This window comes from Streptomyces sp. BRA346, from assembly GCF_052851135.1.
On record NZ_JAIWIH010000005.1, the window covers coordinates 567,588 to 583,040 of the forward strand.

At 74.4% G+C, this 15,453-nt stretch carries 10 protein-coding genes and 5 tRNA genes; 9 read left to right on the top strand and 6 right to left on the bottom strand.

Translation table 11 applies throughout. The features are described from left to right. Positions 1-160: 160 nt before the first annotated feature. From LCH29_RS09290 to LCH29_RS09310, 5 genes are all read left to right on the top strand, one after another. Positions 161-817, top strand: a complete 657-nt coding sequence (locus LCH29_RS09290; RefSeq protein WP_446461211.1) for a GNAT family N-acetyltransferase — start codon at positions 161-163, stop codon at positions 815-817. A 269-nt stretch (positions 818-1,086) separates the two neighbouring features. After that, positions 1,087-2,340, top strand: coding sequence for a precorrin-6y C5,15-methyltransferase (decarboxylating) subunit CbiE (cbiE, locus tag LCH29_RS09295; RefSeq protein ID WP_446461212.1), 1,254 nt, complete (start codon positions 1,087-1,089; stop codon positions 2,338-2,340). Between the two features lie 278 nt (positions 2,341-2,618). Further along, positions 2,619-7,223 (top strand): nicotinate-nucleotide--dimethylbenzimidazole phosphoribosyltransferase, encoded by a 4,605-nt coding sequence (gene cobT / locus LCH29_RS09300; protein ID WP_446461213.1) that lies wholly within the window; start codon positions 2,619-2,621, stop codon positions 7,221-7,223. A 108-nt stretch (positions 7,224-7,331) separates the two neighbouring features. Further along, a complete protein-coding gene (gene cobA / locus LCH29_RS09305; protein WP_446461214.1) occupies positions 7,332-8,549 on the top strand; it encodes a uroporphyrinogen-III C-methyltransferase in 1,218 nt (405 codons plus the stop codon). Positions 8,550-8,613: 64 nt separating this feature from the next. Then, positions 8,614-9,432 (top strand): TrmH family RNA methyltransferase, encoded by an 819-nt coding sequence (locus LCH29_RS09310; protein ID WP_446461215.1) that lies wholly within the window; start codon positions 8,614-8,616, stop codon positions 9,430-9,432. Between the two features lie 988 nt (positions 9,433-10,420). Here the strand turns inward: LCH29_RS09310 and LCH29_RS09315 are convergent. After that, on the bottom strand, positions 10,421-11,743 hold the full coding sequence (locus LCH29_RS09315; RefSeq protein ID WP_446461216.1) for a protein kinase domain-containing protein: 1,323 nt from the start codon (positions 11,741-11,743) through the stop codon (positions 10,421-10,423). A gap of 269 nt (positions 11,744-12,012) precedes the next feature. On the opposite strand from LCH29_RS09315, the gene LCH29_RS09320 reads away from it, so the two are divergent. Both LCH29_RS09320 and LCH29_RS09325 read left to right on the top strand, forming a co-directional pair. After that, positions 12,013-12,249, top strand: coding sequence for a hypothetical protein (locus tag LCH29_RS09320; RefSeq protein ID WP_123100528.1), 237 nt, complete (start codon positions 12,013-12,015; stop codon positions 12,247-12,249). A 276-nt stretch (positions 12,250-12,525) separates the two neighbouring features. Further along, on the top strand, positions 12,526-12,732 hold the full coding sequence (locus LCH29_RS09325; RefSeq protein ID WP_446461217.1) for a hypothetical protein: 207 nt from the start codon (positions 12,526-12,528) through the stop codon (positions 12,730-12,732). 214 nt (positions 12,733-12,946) lie between these two features. On the opposite strand, the gene LCH29_RS09330 is transcribed toward LCH29_RS09325, so the two are convergent. The 5 genes from LCH29_RS09330 to LCH29_RS09350 all read right to left on the bottom strand — a co-directional run bounded on the left by LCH29_RS09330 (position 12,947) and on the right by LCH29_RS09350 (position 13,394). Beyond that, a tRNA-Val gene (locus tag LCH29_RS09330) sits at positions 12,947-13,018 on the bottom strand. Positions 13,019-13,028: 10 nt separating this feature from the next. Next, a tRNA-Val gene (locus LCH29_RS09335) sits at positions 13,029-13,100 on the bottom strand. Between the two features lie 49 nt (positions 13,101-13,149). Next, positions 13,150-13,221: transfer RNA gene (locus LCH29_RS09340), tRNA-Val, on the bottom strand. A gap of 1 nt (position 13,222) precedes the next feature. Beyond that, a tRNA-Cys gene (locus LCH29_RS09345) sits at positions 13,223-13,293 on the bottom strand. A 28-nt stretch (positions 13,294-13,321) separates the two neighbouring features. Further along, positions 13,322-13,394: transfer RNA gene (locus LCH29_RS09350), tRNA-Gly, on the bottom strand. Positions 13,395-13,564: 170 nt separating this feature from the next. On the opposite strand from LCH29_RS09350, the gene LCH29_RS09355 reads away from it, so the two are divergent. Together LCH29_RS09355 and LCH29_RS09360 are read left to right on the top strand one after the other, a co-directional pair. Next, on the top strand, positions 13,565-14,623 hold the full coding sequence (locus LCH29_RS09355) for a chorismate-binding protein (protein ID WP_446461218.1): 1,059 nt from the start codon (positions 13,565-13,567) through the stop codon (positions 14,621-14,623). Continuing rightward, a complete protein-coding gene (locus LCH29_RS09360; protein WP_446461219.1) occupies positions 14,620-15,441 on the top strand; it encodes an aminotransferase class IV in 822 nt (273 codons plus the stop codon). The genes LCH29_RS09355 and LCH29_RS09360 overlap by 4 nt, the downstream gene beginning before the upstream one ends. Positions 15,442-15,453: the final 12 nt, after the last annotated feature.

The window sequence follows — 15,453 nt, forward strand, 5'->3', positions numbered from 1 at the left end:
TTCTGAAAAACGGCCGACTGAACACGCAAGGCTCCGCATCCGGGCGACAATCGGATGCGGAGCCTTCCGTTTCCGCACCCCGTGCTGCATTTAGCAGGAGCGATGCTGCATGCTGGGCTCTTCGCCACGACTTTGATACGACCCGGTTACGGAGCGGCGCATGACATCCACTTTCCCGGACATCTCCATCAGCACGGAACGGCTGGTGCTGCGCCCGTTCGAGGAAGCGGACCTGCCCGCGCTCACGGACATGATGAACGACGAACTCGTCATCACCTGGAGCCGGGCCCCCTACCCGTACACCCACCGCGACGCGCGCGACCAGGCGATGCGGCTCGCCCCCGCCGAACGCACCACAGGGCGCGGAATCGTCTTCGCGATCGCCGAATTCCTCACCCAGCGGCTCGTCGGAATCATCCATCTGCGCAACACCGACTGGAAGGTCCTGGGCGCCGAGATCAGCTATATCACCGCCCCCTGGGCGCGCGGCGAGGGCTATGCCGTGGAGGCGGTGCTGGCCGTCGCCCGCTGGCTGTTCCAGGACCAGAAGTTCGAGCGTATGGAGCTCCGTACCGCCGCCGGGAACACCGCGGGCCAGCAGGTCGCCCAGAAGGTCGGCTGTATCAGCGAAGGGGTGCTCCGCAACGCGTACATAGCGCGCACCCAGATGGAGGACGGCGGGTGGACCGATCTGCGCACCGACCTCATCGTCTGGAGCCTGCTCCCCGAGGACCTGGAGGGCGCGCCCGAGCAACGGGACGACACCGAGGGCATCAGCGTCTTCCCCACGTACTCCGAGTACACCGACTGGCGCTGAACCCCGGCGCGCCGGGACTCCAATGCGCCCCCGGCGCACCACCCCCGCCCCTGCCCCCGGTCCGGCGGCGCGGGCCGGGCGGGGTAATCTCTCCGGGCTGAGCACCTGCGGGCCGGGCCCGCCCACCGCCGCGATACGGGCGTCCACGGCACGCGCACCGCAGCGCACCCGCCACGGCCGCCGCGGCACGCCACCCGCGCGCACCACGCTCCGCGCGCCGCGCGCACCACCCGCGACCGACCTGCGACACAAATGGGAGACAGACGACGATGGCCGACCGCGTCACGGTGATCGGTTGGGACGGCTCCCCGCTCACGGACGTGGCCCGATCCGCCCTCGGCGCGGCCACCCTCGTGGCCGGTGCCGCCCACCACCTGGCGCTGCCCGAAGTCCCGCCCGGCGCCGAACGCATCCGGCTCGGCAGCGTGGACCTCGCCGCCCGGCGCATCGCCCAGCACCGCGGCTCGGCCGTGGTCCTGGCCGACGGCGACCCCGGCTTCTTCGGCGTCGTACGCGCCCTGCGCGCCCCCGAGCACGGCCTGGAGGTCGAGGTCGTGCCCGCCGTCTCCTCCGTCGCCGCCGCCTTCGCCCGGGCCGGGATGCCCTGGGACGACGCCCAGGTCGTCGTCGCCCACAGCCGCGACCTGCGGCGCGCCGTCAACGTCTGCCGCGCCCACACCAAGGTCGCCGTCCTCACCTCACCGGGAGCGGGCCCCGCCGAACTCGCCCTGCTCCTCGGCCCGGTGCACCGCACCTTCGTCATCTGCGAGGCCCTGGGCACCGAACGCGAGCAGGTCACTGTGCTGACCTCCGACAAGGCCGCCGACCACACCTGGCGCGACCCCAACGTCGTCATCGTCATCGGCGGCTCCGGCGTCGCCGCCACCCGCACCGGCACCCCCACCGGCGCCGCCCGGGGCGCCCTCCAGAGCGGCAGCTGGATCGCCGGGCGCGACCCCGGCTACCCCGGTTCCGTACGCGGCTGGGCGCTGCCCGCCCCCGCGTACGCGACCGTGCTCGGCGAGCACGAGTCGCAGCAGCTGCGCTCCTTCCAACTCGCCCGCCTCGGTCCCCGCGTCGGCGACCTGGTCTGGGACATCGGCGCGGGCAGCGGCGCCGCCGCCGTCGAAACCGCCGGGTTCGGCGCCGCCGTCATCGCCGTCGACCGCGACCGGGACGCCTGCGAACGCGCCGAAACCCTCGCCCGCCGCTTCGGCGTCCAGCTCCAGGTCGTCCACGGCACCGCGCCCGACGTCCTCGAAGACCTGCCCGAGCCGGACGTCGTCCGCGTCGGCGGCGGGGGCGCGCCCGTCGTCGCCGCGTGCGCCGCGCGCCGCCCCGAGCGCATCGTCACCCACGCCACCACCCGCGACGAGGCGGAGGCCATCGGCGCCGCCCTGGAGGACGGCGGCTACGGGGTCGAGTGCCTGCTGCTGCAATCCGTCGAGTTGGACACCCGGGTGTGGTCCGAACGCGAACGCGCGGTCGCCTTTCTCCTCTGCGGACACCGCCCGCACCAGTGATTTTGTCCCTGTGACGTTCCTCCCGAGCTTCGCCCCGGTGACCTTCCGGAAGCGTCGCGCGGGGTAGGCTGGCGGATCGTTGTACTGCCTGTGCCGCTGCCCGGTGTTCGGCGCTTTATCGGCCAAAGGCCGGAATGTGCCCCTTTCTTGCCGGGTCGCGGTGGGCAAGCCTCGGGCGTGCCACGTGCCGCGCACGGCGCACGCTCGTTCTTGCTCACGGGGCTTGCTCCCGGCGGTAGGCGGTTGGAAGGAGCACTAGCGATGGGCGAGGGGTACGCATGACCGACACCGGCCAGGTCCCGGGCGAGGGACTGCCGGAGAACGCAGGCGGACGACTCGGACAACCGCACCCGGCGGATGTCCACGCCCCGCCTGCCGACGCCGGTTACACCGAACAGCCGCAGCCCGGTGTTCCGCCCGGCACCGGATACACCTTCCTCGACGGCCCCGAAACCGGCGGCGAGGAGGACGACCTGCTGCTGATGCCGGGCGCGCAGGGCGCCTGGAGCGAGCAGCAGGCCCAGTACGACCCGCAGACCGCGTACGACCAGCAGGCGCAGTACGAGCAGCAGGCGCAGTACGAGCAGCAGATGCAGGCCGCGATGCAGCAGCCGTACCCGCAAGCGCCGGACCACGGGCTGTACGAGGGCGGCGCGCTGGACCCCGGCATGGCCGCGTACGCCGACGCGCAGATGCCCGAGCCGCAGCCGGTGGCCGAGCCCCTGCCCGGGCCGGTCGAGCACCCGGCGCCGGAGCAGCCCGTCCAGCAGCAGCCCGCACCGCAGCCGCCCCCGGCCGCCGCCGCGCCCCCCACGCCTCCCCGCCGCCCCCTGCACATGGGCCCGCCCGTGCCCGACCACACCTCCGGCGGCGGCATCGTCCGTTCCCTCGCCGACCGCGGCCCGGCCGCCGGCCGGCGCACCGCGCCGCCCGTCCAGCAGCCTCAGCAGACGCCCCCGCCCGAGCCCGAGTACACCGGTGGCGTCGACTACGCCAGCGCCCCCGAGTACGCCGCCGGGCCGCAGTACTTCGCCACCCAGCCCCAGCCCCAGCCCCAGCCCGACGACCCCGGCCCGCTCCCGGGACCGCAGCTCGCCGACCTCCCGCAGATCGGCGACGCCCCGCCGCCCGGCGACGCCTGGGACCCCCAGCCGCCCGCGCCCATGCCCGCACCAGCAGAAACGGTCGGTCTCGGCGACCAGCCGCTGCCGCCGGAGGGCGCCGAGCCCGCGGCGATGGACCTGGGCTACGTCGACCCCGGCTACGCCGACCAGGGGTACGCCGACCAGGGGTACGCCGACCCCCAGGGTGGGACGCCCGCCCCGGAAGCCGGGCAACCGGTCGTCGACATCCCGGCCCAGATCCAGCCGGGCATCGCCCCGGACCAGCTCCATGCGGGCCCGCAGGCCGTCATCCCGGCCCAGATCCCCCACGAGGACGCGGAGGCCCCCCAGCCCTACGCCGACCCGACCGCGGTGGACCCGGGCCACGCGATAGTCGCCGACACGGAGGAGCAGCCCCCGCCCGCCGATGCCGAGGCGGCTGCCGCCGAGGCGCAGGCCCCGGAGGCGACGGCCGTTGAGGCGCAGGCCGCCCCGGCCGAGGCCGCGGTGCCGCAAGTCGACGCGCAGGCGGCGCCCGCGGAGGCGCAGGCCCCGGCGGACCTGGCTGCGCCCGGCGAGGCTCCGGTGCCCGAGGCCGAGGTGCAGGTGGCGCCCGCTGACGGCCAGGTCCCGGCCGCTGACGGGCAGGCCCCGGCGGACCTGGCTGCGCCCGGCGAGGCTCCGGCGCCGGAAGCCGACGTGCAGGTGGCGCCCGCTGACGGCCAGGTCCCGGCCGCTGACGGCCAGGTCCCGGCCGCTGACGGGCAGGCCCCGGCGGACCTGGCTGCGCCCGGCGAGGCTCCGGTGCCCGAGGCCGACGTGCAGGTGGCGCCCGCCGACGCGCAGGCCCAGGTTGCCCCGGACGCGGCTCCGGCGGAGGCCGACGCGCAGGACCCGGCTGCCCCCGCCGAGGCGCAGGCCCCGGCGGACCCGGCTGTGCCGGGCGAGGCTCCGGCGCCGGAGGCTGCCGAGCAGCCGCCGCCCGCAGAGGCACCGGCCGAGCCTGCCCCTGCCGAGATGCCCGTGGCAGAGGCCGCCCCGGCTGCCGCGGACGCGGACTCGGTACCGGAGGCCGACGTACACGCGGCGCCCGCCGATGCGCAGGACCCGGCTGCGCCTGGCGAGGCGCAGGCCCCGGCGGACCCGGGTGCGTCGGCCGAGGCCGAGGTGCCCGAGGCCGCCGCGCAGGTGGCGCCCGCCGAGGCGCCTGCTGAGCCTGACCCCGCCGAGCCGTCCGCGGCAGAGGCCCCGGCCGTGGCCGACCCCGCTGCGCCGGATGAGGCTCCGGTGCCGGAGGCCGATGCCCAGGCGACGCCTGCGGAGGCCGACGCGCAGGACCCGGCCCCGGCAGCCCCGGGTGCGTCGGCCGAGGCCGAGGCGCCGGAGGCTGCCGCGCAAGCGGCGTCCGCGGAGACGCCTGCCGAACCGGCCGTGGCCGACCCGGCTGCGCCGGACGAGGGCCCGGTGCCGGAGGCCGCCGCGCACGCGGCGCCCGCGGAGGCGCCCGCCGAGGCTGCCCCCGCCGAGCCGTCTGCGGCTGAGGCCCCGGCTGAGGCCGACCCGGCCGCGCCGGATGAGGCTCAGGCCCCGGAGGCCGAGGCGCCTGCCGAAGAGGGCGCCCCCGAGGCCGAGGTGGGCGCGGAAGCGCCGGAGGACGAGACAGCCACTGAGCCCGCCGACGATGCGGACGCAGCCGCTGACGCTCCCGAGAGTGAGACGGCGGAGGCTCAGGACGAAGCCGTCAGCCAGGAGGCGCCCGAAGCCACGGAGCCCGAAGAGGCCACGTCCGAGGACGAACCGGACGAAGCCGCCGAAGGCGAGGCAACCGCAGAGGCCCCCGACGCGGAGACCCCCGCCGAAGAGCCGGAGCAGCCGGAGCAGCCCGAGCAGTCCGAACAGGCCGACGCCGCGGACCACAACCCCGAGGCGGACCCCACGGACCAGCAGCCAGCCGACCCGGAAGCGGCAGACACCGAAGCCGCAGACCGCGAAGCCGCAGAAGACCCGGAGACCGCCCCCGGGCCCCTCGCCAACCCCTTCGGCCCCCGCGCCGACGCCGGGTACGACGACGCCGAGCGCGCCGCCGTGCACCGCGTGATGCGCGAGCGCCGGGACATCCGCAACGGCTTCCGGCCCGACCCCATCCCGCACGAGGTGCTGCTGCGCGTGCTGGAGGCCGCGCACACCGCGCCCAGCGTGGGGCAGTCCCAGCCGTGGGACTTCGTCGTCATCCGCTCCGAGGAGACCCGGCGCACCATGCACGAGCTGGCGGTGCGCCAGCGCGACGCGTACGCCAAGTCCCTCCCCAAGGCCCGGGCCAAGCAGTTCAAGGAACTGAAGATCGAGGCGATCCTCGAGACGCCGATCAACATCGTCGTCACCGCCGACCCGACCCGCGGCGGCCGCCACACCCTCGGGCGGCACACCCAGCCGCAGATGGCGCCGTACTCCTCGGCGCTCGCCGTGGAGAACCTGTGGCTCGCCGCCCGCGCCGAAGGGCTCGGCGTCGGCTGGGTCAGCTTCTTCGACGAGCGTGAGATGGTCCGTACGCTCGGTCTGCCGGATCACCTGGAGGCCGTGGCGTACCTGTGCGTCGGGTACGTGGACGAGTTCCCGGAGGAGCCGGAGCTGCTGCGGGCCGGGTGGTCCAAGCGCCGCCCGCTGTCGTGGGTCGTCCACGAGGAGACGTACGGGCGGCGCGCGCTGCCCGGCGAGGACCCGCACAACCTGCTGACGGAGACCCTCCAGGGCATCCGCCCGCTGGACGCCAAGGCGCTCGGCGAGGCGTGGGAGCGGCAGAAGCGGATGACCAAGCCGTCCGGCGCGCTCGGCATGCTGGAGATCATCTCCGCGCAGCTCAGCGGGCTGTCCCGGCAGTGCCCGCCGCCGATTCCGGAGCCCGCCGCGGTCGCGATCTTCGCGGGCGACCACGGGGTGCACGCCCAGGGCGTCACCGCGTGGCCGCAGGAGGTCACCGCTCAGATGGTCGCCAACTTCCTGGGCGGCGGCGCGGTCTGCAACGCCTTCGCGAGCCAGGTCGGCGCCGAGGTGTGCGTCGTGGACGTGGGCGTGACGAGCGAACTGCCGTCCACCCCCGGCCTGCTGCCGCGCAAGGTCCGCGCGGGCACCGGCGACTTCACCACCGGCCCCGCCCTCACCCGCGAAGAGGTGCTGCGCGCCCTCGAAGTGGGCATCGAGACCGCCCGCGACCTGGTCGCCGCCGGGAACAAGGCGCTGCTCACCGGCGAGATGGGCATCGCCAACACCACCACATCGGCCGCCCTGGTCTCGGTGTACACGGGCGCCGACCCGGCCGAGGTGACCGGCCGCGGTACCGGCATCAACGACGAGATGCACGCGCGCAAGATCGACGTCGTACGCCGCGGTCTGGAGCTGCACCAGCCCGATCCCGCCGACCCCATCGGCGTCCTCTGCGCCTTCGGCGGCCTGGAGCACGCCGCCATGGCCGGGCTGCTGCTGGGCGGCGCCTCCCTGCGGACGCCCGTCATCCTGGACGGGGTCAGCGCGGGCGCCGCCGCCCTCGTCGCCCGCGCCATCGCCCCCGAGGTGCTGGCGGCGTGCATCGCGGGCCACCGCAGCGCCGAGCCGGGCCACGTCGCGGCCCTCAACAAGCTGGGTCTGCGCCCTCTGGTCGACCTGGACCTGCGCCTCGGCGAGGGCACGGGCGCCCTGCTCGCCCTCCCCGTGGTGCAGAGCGCCGCACGGGCGATGCACGAGGTGGCCACGTTCGACTCCGCGGGAGTCACGGAGAAGAACTGACGTGCGCCCCCGCCACGTAGGGTGTCGGCGGGGGCCATGCCCCACCACTAGATCAGCCGCTCCAGTGCCGCAGCGGCAGGCATTCTGTACGAGGAGAGCCGCACCGCCATGTCCGAGAACTTCGCATACCCCGTCGGACTGCGCCTCACGGGGCGGCGCGTCGTCGTCCTCGGAGCGGGCCAGGTCGCCCAGCGTCGGCTGCCCGCGCTGATCGCCGCGGGCGCGGACATCCTGCTGATCTCGCCCTCCGCGACGCCCTCCGTCGAGGCCATGGCCGAGGCGGGGGAGGTGCGCTGGAAGCGCCGCCGCTACAGGGACGGCGACTTCGAGGACGCCTGGTACGCGCTGATCACCACCGACGACCCGGCCGCCAACGCCGCCGCCTCCGCCGAGGCCGAGGCGCGCCGGGTGTGGTGCGTACGCAGCGACGACGCCGAGGCCGCCTCCGCGTGGACCCCGGCCACCGGGCGCAGCGAGGGCGTCACCGTCGCCGTGCTCACCGGGCAGGACCCGCGACGCTCCGCCGCCGTGCGCGACGCCGTGGTCGAGGGCCTGCGCGACGGCACCCTCGCCGCGCCCCGCCACCGCACCCGCGGCCCGCACGTCGCCCTGGTGGGCGGCGGCCCCGGCGACCCGGACCTGATCACCGTCCGCGGCCGCCGTCTCCTCGCCGAGGCCGACGTCGTGGTGGCCGACCGGCTCGGCCCCCGCGACCTCCTCGACGAACTCCCGCCGCACGTCGAGGTCATCGACGCCGCGAAGATCCCGTACGGCCGCTTCATGGCGCAGGAGGCGATCAACAACGCGCTCATCGAGCACGCCAAGGCGGGCAAGTCGGTCGTCCGGCTCAAGGGGGGCGACCCGTTCGTCTTCGGCCGCGGCATGGAAGAGGCCGAGGCGCTCGCCGAGGCCGGTATCCCCTGCACCGTCGTCCCCGGCATCTCCAGCTCCATCAGCGTCCCCGCCACCGCCGGGATCCCGGTCACCCACCGCGGGGTCGCCCATGAGTTCACCGTGGTCAGCGGCCACGTCGCCCCCGACGACCCGCGCTCCCTCGTCGACTGGTCCGCGCTCGCCCGCCTGCGCGGCACGCTCGTCCTCCTGATGGCCGTCGAGAAGATCGGCGCCATCGCCGCCGCCCTCGTCCACCACGGCCGCGGCGCGGACACCCCCGTCGCCGTCATCCAGGAGGGCACCACCGCCGCCCAACGCCGCGTGGACGCCACCCTCGCCACCGTGGGGGACACGGTCGCCGCCGAGGGCGTCCGGCCGCCCGCGGTCATCGTCATCGGCGAGGTGGTCGCCGTCGGCTCCCGTCGGACGTAACCACCGGTAACTTCCTCACGTCGCCGCATTGGCACGGCATCCAGGACAAGGCAGTATCACTCAAGTGGCTGATCTCATCACCGTCGATGATCCCGACGACCCGCGGCTGCGCGACTACACGGGTCTGACCGATGTGGAGCTACGGCGCAAGCGCGAGCCCGCCGAAGGTTTGTTCATCGCCGAGGGCGAGAAGGTGATCCGGCGGGCTCGCCTCGCCGGTTACGAGATGCGCTCGATGCTGCTGTCGTCCAAGTGGGTCGACGTCATGCGCGACGTCATCGAGGACGTCCCCGCTCCCGTCTACGCCGTCAGCCCCGACCTGGCCGAACGCGTGACGGGCTACCACGTCCACCGCGGCGCCCTCGCCTCCATGCAGCGCAAACCGCTGCCCGAAGCCGGGGAACTCCTCACCCGCGCCCGACGCGTCGTGATCATGGAGTCCGTCAACGACCACACCAACATCGGCGCCATCTTCCGCAGCGCCGCCGCGCTCGGCATGGACGCCGTCCTCCTCTCCCCGGACTGCGCCGACCCCCTCTACCGCCGCTCCGTGAAGGTCTCCATGGGCGCCGTCTTCTCCGTCCCGTACGCCCGGCTGGAGACCTGGCCGCGCGGTCTCGAAGCGGTCCGGCACGCGGGCTTCAAGATCCTCGCCCTCACCCCCGACGAAAAGGCCACCTCCCTCGACGACGCCGCCCCCCACCGCCTCGACCGCGTCGCCCTGATGCTGGGCGCCGAGGGCGACGGCCTCTCCACCCAGGCCCTGATGTCCGCGGACGAATGGGTCCGCATCCCCATGGCCCACGGCGTCGACTCCCTCAACGTGGGCGCGGCGGCGGCGGTGGCCTTCTACGCCGTAACAACGGGCCGCCCCGAGGCGTAACGGGGGGCTCCGCCCCCCGAACCCCCCGCCGGGGCTCCGCCCCGGACCCCGTGTTTCGCCTGGTGGGCTGTGCGGGTGGGGGCGCGGTCGGTGCGGTGGGTGGTGCCGGTGCGGGGCCTCCGGGGCGGGGTCCCGGACCGTCTATTTACGGCGCCGCTGCCGTAAAGCGTGGGGTGGGCCGGGAGTCCACGGCGCCACAAATACACGTGGCGTCCGGAACCCCACCCCTGCGACCCCGCCCCTCCCGCCATCGGCGGCCACCCCCCGGTGGGCATCACCCAGGCCAGCCCCCCCATGCGCACTGGCCCCAGCCCGGACAGTCGAGGGGACGGGATCACGTCGGCCGGTGGCACCGAAGGCCGCCAGACGCCCGCCCTCTGGGCAACCCGCAGCCGGTACGGGGCCACTGACCGCTGGCACCGACGGCGAGGGCGGGGGCACTCACTCCGCCCGGGATCCGCCATTGGGCGGGCGGGAGACGGAGGGGCTGGGGCGACCGGTGGGAAGTCACCCCCGGTCGGCGCGCGAGGCGAGGCCGCTCCAACACCTGCCCGCCGGGCGGGCAGGAGCGCGGTCCACTCGCCGGTGGTCGCTGACGATGGGGGAGGGGCGGGGTTGTTCCCACCCCCGCCCGGCGCCCGGCCCGCCGGGTGAACCGGAGCCGGGCCGGAGCGCGGGCCACTCGCCGGTGGTCGCAGACGATGCGGGAGGGGCGGGGTTGTTCCCACCCCCGCCCGGCGCCCGGCCTGCCGGGTGAACCGGAGCCGGGCCGGAGTTGCGGGGCACTCGCCGGTGGTCGCAGACGATGCGGGAGGGGGCGGGGTCGCAGGGGTGGGGTCCTGGACGCCACGTGGATGTGTGGCGCCGATTGGTCGACGTTCACGACACGCTCTACGTCAGCGGCGCCGTAAAGAGACGGTCCAGGGACCCGCCCCGGAGGCGCCGCACCCGGCACCCACCACCGCACCGACCGCGCAGCCCCGCCAGGTCAGAGCCCGCCCTCAGGACCTGCCTCCGCCGCCCTCGGCGCCGTAGGCGCCCCCGGCGCCCCCGGCGCCGTCGGGACGCCCAGGCCGCGCGGCGGACCCTGGCAGCCCTGGGCCGCCGCGATGCCCAGCGCGACCAGCAGCGTCACCACCACGAAGACCGTCAGCCGCTGGCGCAGCAGCCGGACCCGGTCCGGGCTGTTGGGGCGGCGGCCGTTCGGGGAGGTGCGGACCGTACGGGCCGGGGGGCGCTGGCCGCCGCGGCGCGGCGCCGGGGGCCGCGCCGGGGTGTTGCGTCCCGTCGTACGCGCCGCCCCCGCACCGGGCGGTCCCGACCGCGGCGACGACGCCCGCGGCGCCGCCGCACCCCGGGGCGGCGTACCCGCTCCGGGGCGGCGCTCCGTGTGCTGGTCCGCGTACGCGTCGGCGCGCCGCCCCGCGGGACGCCCGTCCGCGGCATGGCCATGCTGCGCACCGTGCCCGGGCCCGTGCGGCGCATGCCCATGGGCCTCACGCGCCGCGATCTCCTTGAGCCGCAGCGAGAGCTGAAGCGTCGACGGCCGGTCCTCCGGATCCTTCGCGAGGCACGCGTGCAGCAGCGGAGCCAGCGCATCCGGCACCCCCAGCAGCTGCGGCTCCTCGTGCACGACGCGGTACAGCATCACCTCGGAACTCCCGTGCCCGAACGGCGAATCCGCCGTCGAGGCGTACGCGAGCGTGGCGCCCAGCGCGAAGACGTCCGTCGCCGGGGTGACGGCCGCGCCCCGCACCTGCTCGGGCGCGAGGAAGCCGGGGGAGCCGACGGCAGTGCCGACGTGGGTCAGCGTGCTGGCGCCGGTGGCCCAGGCGATGCCGAAGTCGATGATGCGCGGGCCCTTGGGGGAGAGCAGGATGTTCGACGGCTTGAGGTCGCGGTGGACGACCCCCGCCTCGTGCACCGCCAACAGCCCCTCGGCCAGCGCGGACCCGATGGACGCGACGTGCGCGGCCGGCAGCGGGCCCCCCTCGTTCACCTTGTCGTGCAGGGAGGGGCCGGGCACGTACTGGGTGGCGAACCACGGCCGGTCGGCCTCCAGGTCCGCGGCCACCAGCCGCGCCGTACAGCCGCCGCGGATCCGCCGCGCGGCGGACACCTCGCGGGCGAATCTCGACCGGAACTCCCGGTCCTCCGCCAGATCCGGCCGGATGACCTTCAGCGCCACCCGCTGCCCGCGCCGGTCGGACCCGAGGTAGACGACCCCCATACCGCCCGCACCGAGCCGCCGGTGAAGCCTGAAGGAGCCGACGACACGCGGGTCCTCGCGCCGGAGCCGCATCATCGCCATGTCCGTCCCCTACCTCCGGTGGGGAGCCCATCTACCCCTTGGTGGGGAGCCCCATCCGCTGCCGTCTGCTGCCGGTCCACTGCCGTCCGTCTGACGTGCACAGCTTACGGATTGACGGCCCCGCGCGCTGAGAGGCCGCGCATGCGTCGGCCTACGGATTGTCAGTGGTGCCTGGGATCCTGGAGAAGTGGGCCGGAATCGTGGCAATCCGTGCTCCGGTCTGCGCGTGCGTGATCTCAAAAGACCGTCTCAGAAGGGGGATTGAGACCGTGAAGGGTGATCGTGTGGAGATAGTGGTGGACGCGGGTGACACGACGCGTACGTATGAAGTGGTAGCCGAGAGGGCGGGGCGGCGGGTCGAGACGGCCGTGCGGCGCGGGGTGGTGGAAGTGAGCGAAGTCACCCGAAACGGGTCCGTCGTGCGGACGGCCCGCTTCATGGCGAACCGAGTCCTGGCGCTGGTGGAGCAGCCGGTGCCGCGGGGCGCGGACGGGGACGGTGAGTAGGGGCCGTTCCACCCGCCGTTCCACCCGCCCGCTCCACCCCCGGAGGGCCCCGCTCCGGCGGACCCCTCCGGGAAGACCCCAAGTCCCGGGCGGATTCTCCACCCAGGGGAGTACGAGGCCCGGTCCGGCGTCATCCTCCGGGAGGCCCGGCAAGCGGTACGAGGGCATGACGCCGGGGACCGGGTCGCGCGCCTAATGTTGAGGTCAAGCGGCGGGCGCAGCACTCGTCCCCCGAGGTCAGACGCTCGCCGCTGTAGATGTGACGGAGGAAGGACGATGGCGGACACGGTGGGACGCACGGTCGTCAGGGCGCGCAGGCGCGCGGCCCTCGACGCGTTCGGCAGCCCGCAGACCGGCACCCGCCATCCTCTGGTCGCGGTGGCGATGGTGCTGCCGCTGGCCGTCCTGCTGAGCATCGCGTTCGGCGGCTGGGAAGCCGTCGTCACACAGGCGTCGTCCGTGGCGGGAATGCTGGGGCGCTGAGCGCCCCAGGTCCGGGAGAGCGGCCCGGGCCGGGGACTTCCGGCCATCAGCCCCGTGGGGACGGGGGTGCGGCGGACGGCACGAAGCCCGGACAGCTGGGGAGCTGTCCGGGCTCGCGCCGTTCCGAACACGCTGTGAACACGCTGAACACCACACTGAACAGGGCATACGACAAAGGGCCGGAGCTTTCGCTCCGGCCCTCGGCCGATCGGTGTGGACGATACTGGGATTGAACCAGTGACCTCTTCCGTGTCAGGGAAGCGCTCTCCCGCTGAGCTAATCGTCCCGGGACTGCGTGCGCGATACTGGGATTGAACCAGTGACCTCTTCCGTGTCAGGGAAGCGCTCTCCCGCTGAGCTAATCGCGCGGGTGTGGGGCCGCGAGGGCCCCGGTGGGTGGGACCCGAAGGTCCCGAGTGGACGATACTGGGATTGAACCAGTGACCTCTTCCGTGTCAGGGAAGCGCTCTCCCGCTGAGCTAATCGTCCGAGGTGGAGACGGGATTTGAACCCGTGTAGACGGCTTTGCAGGCCGTTGCCTCGCCTCTCGGCCACTCCACCAGACGCAGGGGCGTGAACCCCCACTCCGAGCGGACGACGAGATTCGAACTCGCGACCCTCACCTTGGCAAGGTGATGCTCTACCAACTGAGCCACGTCCGCAGGTGTCGTTTCCCGGGGCGCTTCCGCGTCCCGGCGACGTGTTGAACTCTAGCGGATTCCGGAGCCAGCTCAAATTCCGTTTCCGCAGCGTGCTGCCCTGCTCACCTGGCGGCCACCTCGCCGCGGTCCCTGCCGCGACCCCCGTGACCAGGCGCCATAGACTCGCAAGCGTGCACGACCTGCCCCCTCTCGCCCGCTTCGGTGGCCTGCTCGCCACCGATCTTCGCGATGTGACCAGCGACCCCTCGGCTCTCGACACCGAGGGTTTCTGGGCTGTTGTCGCGGACTTCGAGGGGCGTGTGGTCTGTGCCCGCTTCGGTGACGTACGCCGCGAACCCGTGCCCGCCCCCGAGCCCGGCGCCTGGCACGGTCCCCGGCCCACCGACTGGACCTCCTCGCTGGACCGGGCCGGGTACACCGAGGGCGTGCGCCGCGTCCGCCGTCACATCGCGGCGGGCGAGGTCTACCAGGCCAATCTGTGCCGCGTGCTCTCCGCGCCGCTGCCCGACCCGTACGCGGCGGACGTGGACGCGCTGACCGCCCTGCTGGCCCGCGGCAACCCGGCCCCGTACGCGGGCACCGTGCGGCTGCCGGAGCACGGCGTGGAGGTCGCCACGGCCTCGCCCGAGCTGTTCCTGCGCCGCTCCGGACGGACCGTCGAGTCCGGGCCGATCAAGGGCACCGGCCGCCACGCGGAGGACCTGCTGGAGAAGGACCACGCCGAGAACGTGATGATCGTGGACCTGGTCCGCAACGACCTGGGGCGGGTCTGCGCCACCGGCACGGTGACCGTTCCCGCGCTCTGCGCGGTCGAGCCGCACCCGGGACTGGTGCACCTGGTCTCCACGGTCCGCGGCGAGCTGGCGCCGGGGGCGGGCTGGGCGGAGCTGTTCGCGGCGGCCTTCCCGCCCGGGTCGGTGACGGGTGCGCCCAAGTCCAGTGCCCTGCGCATCATCGGGGAGCTGGAGACCGCGCCCCGCGGCCCGTACTGCGGCGGCATCGGCTGGGTGGACGCGGACCGCGGCACCGGCGAGCTGGCCGTGGGGATACGCACCTTCTGGATCGACCGGCCGTCGCCCGCCGACGCCGTGCTGCGGTTCGGCACCGGAGCCGGGATCACCTGGGGCTCCGACCCGGACCGCGAATGGGACGAAACCGAACTCAAGGCGGCGCGACTGCTCGCGGTAGCGTCGGAAGTACAGCAGCCGACGGGAAGGACCATGCGGTGACGATCTGGCTCGACGGATCCCTGCACGAAGCCGACAGCGCCCAGGTGTCGGTCTTCGACCACGGGCTGACGGTCGGCGACGGCGTCTTCGAGACGGTCAAGGCGGTGGACGGCCGCGCCTTCGCGCTCACCCGCCACCTCCACCGGCTCGCCCGCTCCGCACACGGCCTCGGCCTGCCGGAACCCGACCTCGACGAGGTGCGGCGGGCCTGCGAGGCGGTCCTCGCCGACAACCCCATGGCGCTGGGGCGGCTGCGGATCACCTACACCGGCGGGTTCTCGCCCCTCGGCTCCGACCGGGGCACGGCGGCCCCCACGCTCGTCGTCGCGCTCGTCGAGACCCACCGCCGGGCGGACACCACGACCGTGGTCACCGTCCCCTGGACCCGCAACGAGCGCGGCGCGCTCGCCGGGCTCAAGACCACCTCGTACGGCGAGAACGTGGTCGCGCTCGCCCGCGCCCGGGAACACGACGCCACCGAGGCCCTGTTCGCGAACACCGTCGGCGGACTCTGCGAGGGCACCGGGACCAATGTCTTCGTCGTCCTCGACGGCGAACTCCACACCCCGCCGCTCGCCTCGGGCTGTCTCGCGGGCATCACCCGCGCCCTCGTCCTGGAGTGGGTGGGCGCGCGGGAGACCGAGCTGCCGTTCGACGTCCTGGAGCGGGCCGACGAGGTCTTCCTGACCTCCACGACCCGGGACGTCCAGGCCGTACGGCAGGTGGACGACCGGATCGTGCCCGGCACGCCGGGACCGGTCACCGCCAAGGCCATGCGGATCTTCACCGAGCGGGCCGCCGACGACATCGACCCGTGACGCCCATCGGCC